This is a genomic window from Rhodococcus sp. BH5 (assembly GCF_027583855.1).
In the GTDB taxonomy this organism is placed as follows: domain Bacteria; phylum Actinomycetota; class Actinomycetes; order Mycobacteriales; family Mycobacteriaceae; genus Rhodococcus_F; species Rhodococcus_F qingshengii.
The window spans coordinates 19588-31091 of the sequence record NZ_JAJHVW010000025.1; the positions used below are offsets into that span (position 1 = coordinate 19588).

Annotated in this window: 14 protein-coding genes; 10 read left to right on the forward strand and 4 right to left on the reverse strand. The window is 59.3% G+C overall.

From position 1 onward, the window contains the following. Positions 1-364: 364 nt before the first annotated feature. Positions 365-955, forward strand: a complete 591-nt coding sequence (locus tag RhoBH5_RS30685; RefSeq protein ID WP_270009345.1) for a helix-turn-helix domain-containing protein — start codon at positions 365-367, stop codon at positions 953-955. Beyond that, the gene (locus tag RhoBH5_RS30690; protein ID WP_270009346.1) at positions 948-1334 is read left to right on the forward strand and encodes a hypothetical protein; all 387 of its coding nucleotides are present in this window, start codon (positions 948-950) and stop codon (positions 1332-1334) included. The genes RhoBH5_RS30685 and RhoBH5_RS30690 overlap by 8 nt, the downstream gene beginning before the upstream one ends. Here the strand turns inward: RhoBH5_RS30690 and RhoBH5_RS30695 are convergent. After that, positions 1273-2307, reverse strand: coding sequence for a DUF6545 domain-containing protein (locus RhoBH5_RS30695; protein WP_270009347.1), 1035 nt, complete (start codon positions 2305-2307; stop codon positions 1273-1275). The two genes, RhoBH5_RS30690 and RhoBH5_RS30695, sit on opposite strands and share 62 nt — an antisense overlap. Continuing rightward, the gene (locus RhoBH5_RS30700; RefSeq protein WP_270009348.1) at positions 2304-2543 is read right to left on the reverse strand and encodes a hypothetical protein; all 240 of its coding nucleotides are present in this window, start codon (positions 2541-2543) and stop codon (positions 2304-2306) included. Before RhoBH5_RS30700 ends, RhoBH5_RS30695 begins: the two co-directional genes overlap by 4 nt. Before the next feature lie 75 nt (positions 2544-2618). On the opposite strand from RhoBH5_RS30700, the gene RhoBH5_RS30705 reads away from it, so the two are divergent. After that, positions 2619-2903, forward strand: a complete 285-nt coding sequence (locus RhoBH5_RS30705) for a hypothetical protein (protein WP_270009349.1) — start codon at positions 2619-2621, stop codon at positions 2901-2903. Here the strand turns inward: RhoBH5_RS30705 and RhoBH5_RS32815 are convergent. Beyond that, the gene (locus RhoBH5_RS32815) at positions 2831-3673 is read right to left on the reverse strand and encodes a nucleoside hydrolase (protein ID WP_442972492.1); all 843 of its coding nucleotides are present in this window, start codon (positions 3671-3673) and stop codon (positions 2831-2833) included. The two genes, RhoBH5_RS30705 and RhoBH5_RS32815, sit on opposite strands and share 73 nt — an antisense overlap. 458 nt (positions 3674-4131) lie before the next feature. Between RhoBH5_RS32815 and RhoBH5_RS30715 the strand changes: the two genes are divergently transcribed. From RhoBH5_RS30715 to RhoBH5_RS30730, 4 genes are all read left to right on the forward strand, one after another. Then, a complete protein-coding gene (locus tag RhoBH5_RS30715; protein WP_270009351.1) occupies positions 4132-4332 on the forward strand; it encodes a toxin-antitoxin system in 201 nt (66 codons plus the stop codon). Between the two features lie 307 nt (positions 4333-4639). Continuing rightward, complete coding sequence (locus RhoBH5_RS30720) at positions 4640-6424, forward strand: AsnC family protein (protein WP_270009352.1); 1785 nt, start codon at positions 4640-4642, stop codon at positions 6422-6424. A 271-nt stretch (positions 6425-6695) separates the two neighbouring features. Further along, positions 6696-7919: an RNA-guided endonuclease InsQ/TnpB family protein gene (locus RhoBH5_RS30725; RefSeq protein WP_270009353.1), complete on the forward strand. Its 1224-nt coding sequence runs from the start codon at positions 6696-6698 to the stop codon at positions 7917-7919. Positions 7920-8373: 454 nt separating this feature from the next. After that, positions 8374-8925, forward strand: coding sequence for a hypothetical protein (locus tag RhoBH5_RS30730; RefSeq protein WP_270009354.1), 552 nt, complete (start codon positions 8374-8376; stop codon positions 8923-8925). 16 nt (positions 8926-8941) lie between these two features. Here the strand turns inward: RhoBH5_RS30730 and RhoBH5_RS30735 are convergent, their stop codons facing one another. Further along, positions 8942-9460, reverse strand: a complete 519-nt coding sequence (locus RhoBH5_RS30735; protein WP_270009355.1) for a hypothetical protein — start codon at positions 9458-9460, stop codon at positions 8942-8944. 634 nt (positions 9461-10094) lie between these two features. Between RhoBH5_RS30735 and parA the strand changes: the two genes are divergently transcribed. The 3 genes from parA to RhoBH5_RS30750 form a co-directional block, all read left to right on the forward strand. Then, positions 10095-10757 (forward strand): ParA family partition ATPase, encoded by a 663-nt coding sequence (gene parA, locus RhoBH5_RS30740; RefSeq protein WP_270009356.1) that lies wholly within the window; start codon positions 10095-10097, stop codon positions 10755-10757. Between the two features lie 128 nt (positions 10758-10885). Further along, the gene (locus RhoBH5_RS30745; RefSeq protein ID WP_270009357.1) at positions 10886-11110 is read left to right on the forward strand and encodes a plasmid partition protein ParG; all 225 of its coding nucleotides are present in this window, start codon (positions 10886-10888) and stop codon (positions 11108-11110) included. An 82-nt stretch (positions 11111-11192) separates the two neighbouring features. Beyond that, the coding region (locus RhoBH5_RS30750) for a DUF2637 domain-containing protein (protein WP_270009358.1) at positions 11193-11504 on the forward strand (312 nt) is incomplete at its 3' end.

Below are 11504 nucleotides of genomic sequence, written 5' to 3' on the forward strand. Positions count from 1 at the left end.
GGAAGGGGAGTGGGTTCCAGCCGGTTGCGAAGGAGACCTAGCCAGGCCTGGATGGTCGGCAGGTAGGGAAGGATCGAGTCGTGGTACTTACCGCTGGGGCAGCGTCCCGCAAGGTTTGCGGGACGCTGCCCCAGATTTATCTCGATGATTGCCCTCAATTCGGCCCCATTTTCAATCAGCTGTCCGAACCTTGTGTCCGAACCGTGTCAACTACAAGCCGCTTACGTGAAGCTCATACATTGGCGATGTAAATATATCCAGGAAGTACGCACTTATGCAACACTTATGTATCGAGTGTGGCTGGCAACTTGCGAGGTGCGCTGCGGAGTCGGGTAATTGGGTCTCTTTTAAGTACGCTGCTTCTATGCCCGACATGCAGCAGTTCGCCGACGTAGTCAATTTGCGTCGACGTCAGTTGGGCCTGAGCCTTGCCGCAGTCGCCGCGCAGGGGGGACCCTCAGAGCCCACGATGGTGCGCATCGAGAGTGGTGAATCGCCGCCTCTGCGCATGGCCACGTTCTCCAAGCTTGACCGAGTCCTGCAGTGGACCGAGGGCAGCGCGGCGACGGCGTACGAAGGGGGCGACCCCACGCCTCTCGGAGCGGCCGAGATGGGTGCGCCCGCGGGAGAGGTCACGATTTCTTACGCCGCACTAGGTGATCTTGTTGAGGTAAGTGTCGAACTTCGCCGCCTGGCCGACGAAATTGACAACTCTGAACTAGCAATCGTCGTAGATCGTTTGCGTACGTTGATCTCCCCGTACATAGGCAAAGTGGCTTCTTCGATGCTTCGCAATCAAGACAAGCAAGGTCTCATCAACCCGACGTGGGTTGCACAGGCGCTGGAAGAATTCTGGTCCGTACCCTCGGATGACATCACCCCCGCGCGCACAAAAGCGAATGCGCGACGAAGATCATTGGCGAACGAACTGAACCAGGGAGACAGTGATGAGTGATTACGTCACTGATCAGGATAAAGTCGGACTTTTGCTCAGTGTGACGGGCTTGAGCAGTGCTGAAGTGGCGTGTGCTCTTGGCTGCGAGGAAACTGATCTGCTGTCGGGGAAACTAACTGGCCAACAGCAGGCGCGTTTCGTCGAACTTAGTGCGGCTTTTAAAAGCGGAAGCGCAGCAATTGAGAGCTACTTCGGAATTCCCGGCGAGAACGAGGCGTATACGGAACTGCGTTTAGTTCATGTCCTAGTCGCCGCGGGACCCGAATGTGTGATGCTTCGCGGTTCCGCCAACGCGACTCAACGCAAGGCGTTGCTGGTCAGTCTGGAAGGGATTTCTGATCCCAACGTCTCGCCAGATCAAAGACATCTCGAGCACTGATACGGGCGTCGGGAAGTGTCTCTGGAGTGGAATTGCGAGACCGTGCGGTCCGCTGAGATGAAAGGTCGGACCTAGTTGCCACGGCAGGATCAAGGCCGAGTTCGTAGACCGCATCAATGCACTCGGTAATCATTCGAACCACTCGCGCATCAGGCTCAAAATGGCGCATATCGAATTTGACGCTCGGTGCAGCGTCTGTCAGGTCTTGCCACAGACGCTGCAGTTCAGTGACATCCATAGCGGACCGCGCTTGTGATTCATTTCCCGCGACAGTTCGCCGTATCACGGCAGCCGAACCAACGATCGCGACGACGAGCGTGAAATAGGCAAAAAGGTTTCCGTTGCTGTTTCGTTGGAGTTGCTCAGCCGGCCCGATATCTCCAGTGGCAGCGCGCACTGCGTACCAGAGGAGGCTTATCGCGTTCAAACCTGTCGCGAGGAAGAGTGCGACGACGGTTGCAGCCGGTGCAAGAAGCCCGCCGTGTGGCTTGTCAGTACGAATGGCCGACGCCAGTACGACCACTGCGTACGCTTCAAATATCGCAATCGAGCCTGCATAAATTGTGAAGTAAGAGAGCGAGAAATACTGAGGCTCTACCGCTTCGATAACTAGCCCGCGATTGCCAGCAACCGCATCCAAAACTGCCAGCCCCAGCGCCGCGGCAGTGACGCCGAGGACAAGAAATCCAGGTCTCAGCCGTCCAACGGCACTCGCTGCTGCCCATGCGGCAACAGCCGCCGCCGCAACGCACAGGATGTGGGCCAATAGTCGGACCGTTCGAGCATCGATTGCAGAGGTCAGCAGGTCGTTGATTGGGCCGAACTTCAGAGTGTCGACAGCAGTGAAACACAGAATCAAGACACTGACGATCTGGGCGTGATAGTTACGCACCAGCGAGAATCGTGCGATCACGATCGCCCAGGCAAAAACGAGAACTCCTAGGTCAACGGCGATCGGCAAGTGGTTTCTCATCGACTTCCATACGCCTGAATCATATTGCTTGCACAGATGATCTTGACGGAGCGCCGTAAGGCTTTGTAGTCCAGGTCATCGAGCAGAGTCAGGATCAAAAGCTTTGTGGCCAGGTATTCTGCTCCGTGCTCGGTGGTGGTGTCGTAGTCGGTGCGTTTGAGTGTATTTTTCAACAGTTCCGGAGACAACGACGGGAACCATGCAGCTAACATCTGATCATCGAGTACTTCGGTCATCGCGCAACTGTGCTCAAGGAATATGTGGGCCAGTTCGTGGCAGATAATTAATGTTGCTCGCCAGGAACCTGTCCGATGGTCATAGAACACGTAGTCAACATTGTTGCGGGCACGCAGAAGAAATCCAGAAGGACGATCCTCTACTTCTGCAACTGGGAAAGGTACGAGAACTACAGGCCGGCCGGTCCGCTCGAAACAGAACTGGCAGAGGCCATCGACAGTGAACGCCTGTCGCTTGAGAGCCTGAGCGACAATCCTCCGAGCTCTGAGTCGACTGATCTGCTTGCTTACTCCCATCTCATTGAGCTCCTGAGCATTGCGCGTACCGATGACGCATCGATCCCAACCGCAATTCGGTGATGACCCGGACCTACGAATCGAAGCACGGGCCCGCTGGAATCACTCTGGACCGCCATCCTCCCTGGGGAGGTCGTGAGTTTGGCCGTCAGTTCGTTCACCAAGCATGCCGCAGTCACTCCGTCATGCGCGGGCACCTTCCACTCGACCTGGGGAGTGAATCCATATGCAGCACCGCGCTGGGCGCCGTAAGAGTCGTGGATGCGCCGAAGGGTGCGGCCAAGGACGTCGGTTCCGAAGTCGCCTTCGTCGAGTAGCACTTGGCGGGTGACATCTATTCCGACCCAGGTAATCGCCAGCTCTGATTCCGCTACTAACTGGGCCGCGAGCGGATCATGGCGTGTGTTCGTATCTCCTACGGTGTGAAGCCAATCGTTCCTCTTGTCCCCGTGTCCCGCCATAACGACGACGTGTCTCAATTGCTGAGGGAGATTGGGTTCGAGGGTGAGCGCGGTCGCGAGGTTGGTGAGGGGCCCAATGCACAGTAGTTCCGCGTTCCCTGCGTTCTCTTGAGCAAACTGAACGATCTTTTCCGGGGCGCCGACGGGTCCGGACCAAGGCTTCCGAGGCTGCTCAGTGTCACCGAGACCGTCGCGGCCGTGCGCGCTGCCCCGCTGCCACGAACTCTCCGGCATGCTGCCTGCCACGACTGGCACGTCATCACTTGTGGCAAGACTCAAAACAAAACTGGCGTTAGCGGCGGCCTCCTTGGCCGTGCAATTGCCCCAAGTCGTTGTCACTCCCGCTAGAACACATCCCGTACTCCGCGCCACGAAGCTCAACGCGAGGGAATCGTCGACTCCGCAGTCCGAATCTACATGAACGTAGCGCAATTTTAATCCAATGTACTTAAGTCTAGTGTTGGTTGCACATCACTAACGCAGCTAGCTTTTGAGCGTAGTCCGACTTCTCTCGAAGAGTAAAGTATCGACAAAGGGAGGTGCTATGCCAGTTAAAGTGGCGATTCTGACATTCTGACGCGGCGCGCCCGACGGGAAGTTCTTCCTTGACGTTCGGGCCGCCCTAGTTTGTGCAACCCTGTTGTGTGGAAGGCCCTCGCGGCACGCTTCGAGGCCTCCTAGAAAATCGACCCATAATTGTAAACTCGCCAAAGTTTGTGGCTTGCTAGCTCGGCGTGTCACCGCAACGAAACAGCGATGCTGGGTCAGGATGGACGGGAAGCTGGCCCATGATCGCTTGCTTCAGAGGTCGGACTCGAAAGGAGCTGCAAATGCCTACACCTAGCAAGGGTGAGCGCCATCGTGTATCTACTCGTCTGCCATTGCCAGTGGCCGAGGCCCTTGACAAACTCCGGATGGACGCGGGTGTGTCGTCCGAAAGCCAATTCCTTGCTGACGTACTCGCGCTCGTGACCGGCCACTCCGAACTCGTGGTCGAACTTGACCAGGAGGGATTCCCGCTCACCGCGTAACGAAGTTCGCGTAGACGGCCGACCCGGGCGGGGGATGCCGTAACAACCACACATCGTTAGCAGCAGCGCTCACCAAATTTCGCAGCAAAAAACCCCCAACCGGGCGGGGTCGAGGGTTTTTCGAAGTTGTGTGAGATTCGAGTTATCAGCTCGGATCCCAGCGGTACTGCATTTCCCCGAAGGGACAGTCTTGCCTGACTGGTCTCAGGGTAGCCCACACCCTGAAGAAGATTCAACACCCAATTTACCGCGTGTCTTCGACGATGAAAAAGACAACGCCTCCCTCAGTGCTCTCTACGCACGTGCGGTGCTGTGGTCTCCGCGCGTCCGCATCCGAATAGATCCGGACGGCACACACGACTACAGCACAACAGTGCCGGCGCCGGACGAGCCACCACATGTGCCATGGGCACTGCACCTCACGGACAGCCGCCACAACTACCGGCTGCTGGCGTTCGATTTCGACACAAGCACCCACGGCCCGGCCGTTGCACAAGCAGACGCCGACCGGCTCTCCCACGAGCTGACCGAACTCGGAGTACGACACCTCCGCACAACATCGGGACCAACTGGCGGACAACATCTCTGGGTCACCCTCAGCGAGGCAGCCGAACCAGCAGCCGTGAAGACGCTCGCCCACGCACTGAGTGCGCACTATCCCAGTCTCGACACCAGCCCCCTGTGCAACCCGATCACAGGCGCGGTCCGAGGACCAGGTGCCCCACACCGAGCAGGAGGACATGCACTCCCCCGCCTACGTGGTCGCGCACTCTCCGAGACGCTAACAGCCATGCGCCCCGGAACCCCCACCGACGTCATCGGTTGGCTCCTGGCCAGGCACCCGCACTCCACGCACCTATCCGGCGCCGCTAGCCGGTCGACACCGATCCGGATCATCGAGTCCGCCGATGGACCTCGCCTGGACCGTCCACGACGTTCACTGTCAGCGCGGACGAGGCTTCTCCTGGCGACCCCGCTCAGCAAGGACTGCGACCGCAGCGCCGTCGCATTCAGCATTCTCCTCGGGATGGCTCGATCCGGTCGCACCCTTAAGGACGTCGAGGCAGCCCTGACTGCACCAGGGCTGATCCGCCTCCTCGAAGACAAGAACGCCGGTCACAGCTTCACACTTGCCAAACACTGGTCCCGTGCAATCGAAGCGGCCGCGGTGTTCGCTCCTTCAGTGACCGACGTCGATTCGGCCGCGTGGGACGAGCTCGATGCTCAGCTGGACACGATCGTGGACGCCCTGCACAGGAACTCGGCGGCGTTTGCGCGCCCAGGTGGCCCGAGCGACGAGCGGATACTCCATGCGTTGGTTCAGCTCGCCCGCACAGCTCGGACCACGACCCTGGACATTGACTGCCGGCGACTAGCCCATGCCACCGGCTTGGACGCATCGACCATTTCCAGAAGGATGAGGGCACTCGAAGCGGCAGCGTGGGTCAGCCAGGTCCAGGCAGGTTCCGGAACCGCCGGTGCAACATGGAAGCTCAATCCACCCCCCGCTGAGTACTGCACAGGTGCAACACAAGTGGAACACGCCCCCGGCCCTCCCACCCCAGACACGCTCCTCGCTCACCACGCTCACGACCTCTGGACACCTGCCCCCGGACTAGGCCCTGCTTACGCTCGAATCCACCTGCACCTGATCTCTGGGATTGACGACACCCCTGGACTTGCGGCAGTGACCGGCTACTCACATAGGACAGTGGAATCGGCAATGAAGGCGTTTGCGCGCCTTCGGCTACTCCCGACATCACGGTCTACAGCCCAGACTCGCCGACTTCAACTCCACACAGCAGCTCAGCAAATCGGCGTCTCAGGGGTACTCGCAACCCGCGCCTTACGTCACGTGACGGAGCGCGAGCTATTCGCCTGGTGGACCGACGAGCTGGAGTGGCGGCGCAACCGTGGAAAGAAACGCAGCGGCCCCCGCAGGTACGCACCCGGAACCATCGCCCTACCAATCGAAACAACACCGCGAGGGCGCTACGGCCGCTTTCCTACCATCGGCGGCCGCGCCGACTACGCCACCGCTCGACGCATCGTCACCGATTACCAATCGCCGAGGAGTGCGCTTGCAGCGTGATCGCCTGGCGTCTACGCGTTCAACAAATTGGACAAGGCTCTTCAGTGGACGGAAGGGTCTGCGGCTCGAGCATTCATTGGGTACGACCCGATTCCGCTGGAAGAGGTCCCCGGACTGCGCCCGAGGGATCGCACCGTCGCTGCGACCGACGACTCGGTGACCTTGCCTTTAAGTGTTATGACCGTGAGGTTGAGCGCAAGCCTCGTCTGTGAGGGCGGGGTTAGCGACTGCATGTTGGTTTGTTGTCGGTGATGCGTGCCAGTATGTCGGCATGAGCATCGTGCAGCGTGTGTACCCGGTTGAGGGTGCGCAGCTCGACGTGTTGGTGATGCATTGCGATCATGCTCGTTTCGTCTACAACCTCGGGTTGGAGCAGCGTTCGTGGTGGACGCCCTCGCGCCGCCATTTCCGGCAGAAGATTTCGGTGGCTTCGCAGATGCGGGACCTGACCGAAGCTCGCCGTGAATTCGATTGGCTCCGTGCCGGTTCCACTGTCGTGCAGCAAGGCGCACTCCGTGATCTGGATCGGGCGTTCACCAATTTCTTCGCTAGGCGCAGCGGCTACCCGACTTTCAAGAAACGGTTCGGCGCCCGGCAGGGGTTCGTCGTACGTGACCTGGTGGTGCGGCGCATCAACCGGAAGTGGGGCGAAATTCTGGTCCCGAAGGCCGGGTGGGTACGGTTCCGCGTTTCCCGGGCCTGGACCGACATCTGCGCGGCTACGTCGGCTCGGATCGCCCTGATGAACGGTCGGTGGACGGTCAGCCTGACGACGCCGCCCGCACCTCGCCGGGAAGCGCCCACTACGGCACTGGTGGTGGGGATCGATCGGGGTGTCGCGAACTCGGTTGCCACGAGCGATGGCCGGATGTTCCATGCTCCCGGGTTCACCGTGGGGGAGCAGGCCCGGTTCGTGGCGTTGCAGCGGCGCCTGGCCCGCCAGCAGAAGGGTTCGGCGAACCGGCACCGCACGAAAGCGAAGTTGAGCAGGTTGCGGTTGCGACTGGCCGATCGGCGCGGGGACTGGATCGAACAAACCACCAGCGAAATTGCCTCCTCGTATTGCGCTGCGGCGGTGGAGAAGCTGCCGATCGCGAACATGACCCGGCGCGCGAAACCGAAACCGGACCCCGACAACCCGGGAGCTTTCCTCCCCAACGGTGGGCGCGCGAAGTCCGGTCTGAACCGGGCGATCCTGGCTTCGTGTTGGGGGAAGTTCGCGCAGCGTCTCGACCACAAGATGTCTGTCGTCGCGGTTCCGGCCGCATACACGTCCCAGGAATGCTCGAACTGCGGCTATACCTGCCCGGAAAACCGCGATAGCCAAGCGATTTTCCGGTGCCAGGGATGCGGTTTCGAACATCATGCGGATACCAATGCCGCGATCAACATTCGTGATCGCGGATTTAATCTCGAACACCAACCCGAGGACAGTCTGGGGGATCGGGTGCGTCAGTCACGGAAACGTGCCGCACCAACCATCCTGGTAGCGTGAGCTATCAAGGAATCCTCGTCCCGTGAGGGCGAGGAGGATGTCAACTCGATCTCAGGAATAGCAAAACGCCTTGAGGGAGGCCCAAAAACATCGAGCTATTACTGGTGACTTGGATGTTGCTGTCGATCGGATATTGCGAGCCTGGCTCATCGCCCAAGTCGAAACGAGGACAGCATCGCCAGGACCAGCTCAGGTCGATACGATGGTTGAAATGCTGATTGGGGACTACCTCAAACGAGCAGCAGATCCACCTACCCCGCACGATGCGCGGGAGCTTCAATACCTGAGATGGCTCACAGGCCATCCGGGAGACATTAACAAAGAGACCGAGCAATCCTTCATCGCCCAGTGGCGATCCCGGCAGGAGCAAATCCGATGATCCACGCGAGACGGCGGGGACTCCTGTCGGTCGTGTTCCTGCTGCCCGGCTTTGGACGGATCGGGTGACGCACACATGCCTCCGATAAAGCGGCGGCCGCTCTCCACCTGCCAGACCATCCCCCAGATCCACGAACGTTTGCGCACCGGCGCAAAGACCATCGTTATCGACCACCGCAACGACGAACCCCTAGAACTCACCGACGCCGAGCTCGTCGACGGCATCACCATCCGCATCATCGGCGTCTCCCGGGTCACCATCACCCGACTGACACCCGAAACGAAGCGCAGCGCCCAGATCGTGGCTACAGACGCCGCACGATCCCAAATCTTCGGACACACGACCCTCTTCGCATACGGGAACGCCCACACCGACGCATTCGACACCACCCGCGTCCGCGCCACCAACCGCGCAACAAGCAACCTCGTCGACGACTCCTACGGCGAAGTCGGAGAAGACACCACCACCTATGCCTACGACAACGCGACCGTGCACTCCTACGACCAAGCCGCAGTGCACGCAACAGACCACGTCTCTCTGGTTCACCACAGCTCCACGCCCGCCGAGGTCGAGCACGGCGTGACAGTCTTCGGCCCATCCCGAAACAACATTCGCCGGCGACTGTGAATAAACGACCTGGCGCCTAGACGATGCTGAGCGGGCGGTGTTCAAGGTCTACGGACGGAGGCTGGCGAGGGGTACCCTCCCCCGCTAAGTACAAGGCGAAATGCAGTGCGGACGGCTGTCCACCCGAACGCTTCACCACGGCCCCCAGCGAGTAAGCATCGTTTGCCCATGGTCCGAAGATCGCAGCTGCCCACGCCGCTGCCTCAGCGGCCGGCACCCGAGAGGGAGACCGGAGCTCCTTGTGATGAGACCCCACCGACAGGTGAATCTCATACGCTCCAGCACCGTCCAGTTCGTTCGGGAATGCGTCCTCGAAGGGCATGTGGGACAGGATTATGGACAGGTTCAGAAATCGATCCGTGAGCGACCGCGCGACAACACTTGGCGGATTCCAATCTTGAAGGGTCTTCGCACGGAACTCTGCTGCGTCGTCGAACATTCCGGACTGGAACGATCGAACTTCGCCGCGGTACTTTTTCGCCACCTGCGCGAGTAGATCGCTATCCACTGACATCGGCTCTGCCGCGATACTCATGACAACTAGGTTGCCGTACGCAAAAAGCGCGGGAGCAACAGGCCTGTCTAGAGCTGGCAACACCCAAACCCTAAAGTGGGTGTTTGAGTGTTTGAGTGTTTCAGCTTGCGGCTTTTGCGTGGTTCAGGCGTAGTTGTGCGCACCGTGCAAAATATTCTGCAGCATTCAGTGGGTTTGTAGAAGCGCCCTTTGTTGATGCGCAAAACCCGCAACGAGGCCTTGCGGGCGGCTGTTCTTTGCCTATTCGGAGACATGGGATCCGAATAGCCTGTGGCGAACTCCCCTACCTCGGCCACGACAGGTTCGGGAGGTTCTGATCTGGGCCAGGCATCAGTTGGGTGGTTTGAGGCAAATCAACTCGGCGGGGTGCTGCGAGCCGACCAGCAATTTTGCGGAATTTCCCTCACTCATTAACACAAACACTCATGACCTCATATGTTGTTTTGCACAAAACCGGCAATGCGTGTGTCCGCGGAAAGCGGTGCGACTCAGCACGGCGATGGCGATCGAAAATCTCAAATACACAAACACTCATGTGAGTGTTTGTGTATTTGGGTGATAGCGCATAGGATGTTATGAGTACGTCCGAAGCGCGTGCGGACGCTGGTGAGTGCCAACTCGGAGGTGTGCATACATGACGGTCATTGCAGTGCTGAACCAAAAGGGTGGTGCAGGAAAGACGACGATCGCCACCCACTTGGCGCGAGCGTCCCAGCTCGCCGGGTACGAAACATTGCTCGTGGATTCCGATCCGCAGGGGAGTGCGCGAGACTGGGCGGCGGCCTGCGAGGAACAGCCTGTTCCGGTAGTCGGGATCGACCGACCAACCATCGAACGTGACCTCAAGAGGGTCACTACGCATCCAGTCATCATTATCGACGGAGCCCCTCAGGCGGCGGATCTAGCCGTATCGGCGATCAAAGCCGCTGACGTCGTCCTTATCCCCGTGCAACCGTCGCCGTACGACATCTGGGCTGCAGAGGATTTGGTCAAACTCGTGCTTCAGCGGATCGAGATCACCGACAACAAGCTCAAATCCGCTTTTGTGATCAGTAGGGCCATCACCGGCACCCGTATCAGTCGTGAGGTGACAGGTGCACTGCGTGACTACGGGCTGCCAGTGCTCGATGCACGGATCACTCAACGCATTAGCTACCCGAATACCGCAGCCACGGGCACGACAGTGTTGGACGCGGAACCGGATTCGGTGGCGGCAGAGGAGATCAAGTCGCTCTTTCGTGAACTTGCCGTTTTTGCAGGGCTGGCAGACGAGACCAAAGCGAAAGTCGTCGAATAACCAGAGCAATGACGTCGAGTAGCGGCGAACCCCGGTTCATGTGAGCTCAACTGTCAAACCACCTTCACCCATTAACTCATAACAGATATTGAGTGTATGAGTGTTTGAAGAGTATGAAAGGCCACGTCATGGCGACAGGCAACCTCCGAGCTGGCCGACCATCCGCCGCTCGTGCTCCGCAATCCATCGAAGACATGATGAGCGATTCCAGCGGACGCACCAAAAGAATCCAGGTGAACGTCGACGCCGACCTTCACCGACGTTTCAAGGAGTACGCGGTCCGTAATGAGACCGCTATGCAGGACCTGCTCATCAAGCACATTCATCAACTGCTCGCGGACGAACAGAAATAGAGCTTGCAAGCAGAAGGAGCCCCGCCGGATGCACCCGGCGAGGCTCCAGACCGGGAACCCCGCTGAAAGGAAAAACCCGATCATGACCGACTTTAGCGTCCGGGCAGCCCGTGTTCAGCTAGGCGCGCTGCTCGCCGCTCTAGCCCTGGCGATCGTCATTGCGCTTGGTATCACCACCGGCGCATTCGTACTGTCGTTCGCCGTGCAACGTGACCTCGCCAGGCAAGCACTGATCCCGGAAAATCTGACCTGGATTTTCCCGGCGATCGTGGATAGTGCAATCCTCGGCGCCACCATCGCCATCGTCATCATCAGCAAGCTCAACATGAACCGACGCGACCGAGGCTTCTACATCGCGCTTGCCGTCAGCGTCGTCGTGATCAGCATCCTCGGA

What these genes read in the sequence shown, in the direction of transcription:
- RhoBH5_RS30700 (WP_270009348.1), bottom strand. Translation starts at nt 2,543, where the DNA reads ATGACCGAAGTACTCGATGATCAGATGTTAGCTGCATGGTTCCCGTCG.
- RhoBH5_RS30745 (WP_270009357.1), top strand. Translation starts at nt 10,886, where the DNA reads ATGGCGACAGGCAACCTCCGAGCTGGCCGACCATCCGCCGCTCGTGCT.
- RhoBH5_RS30695 (WP_270009347.1), bottom strand. Translation starts at nt 2,307, where the DNA reads ATGAGAAACCACTTGCCGATCGCCGTTGACCTAGGAGTTCTCGTTTTT.
- RhoBH5_RS30685 (WP_270009345.1), top strand. Translation starts at nt 365, where the DNA reads ATGCCCGACATGCAGCAGTTCGCCGACGTAGTCAATTTGCGTCGACGT.
- parA (WP_270009356.1), top strand. Translation starts at nt 10,095, where the DNA reads ATGACGGTCATTGCAGTGCTGAACCAAAAGGGTGGTGCAGGAAAGACG.
- RhoBH5_RS30735 (WP_270009355.1), bottom strand. Translation starts at nt 9,460, where the DNA reads ATGAGTATCGCGGCAGAGCCGATGTCAGTGGATAGCGATCTACTCGCG.
- RhoBH5_RS30730 (WP_270009354.1), top strand. Translation starts at nt 8,374, where the DNA reads ATGCCTCCGATAAAGCGGCGGCCGCTCTCCACCTGCCAGACCATCCCC.
- RhoBH5_RS30715 (WP_270009351.1), top strand. Translation starts at nt 4,132, where the DNA reads ATGCCTACACCTAGCAAGGGTGAGCGCCATCGTGTATCTACTCGTCTG.
- RhoBH5_RS30690 (WP_270009346.1), top strand. Translation starts at nt 948, where the DNA reads ATGAGTGATTACGTCACTGATCAGGATAAAGTCGGACTTTTGCTCAGT.
- RhoBH5_RS30725 (WP_270009353.1), top strand. Translation starts at nt 6,696, where the DNA reads ATGAGCATCGTGCAGCGTGTGTACCCGGTTGAGGGTGCGCAGCTCGAC.
- RhoBH5_RS30705 (WP_270009349.1), top strand. Translation starts at nt 2,619, where the DNA reads ATGGTCATAGAACACGTAGTCAACATTGTTGCGGGCACGCAGAAGAAA.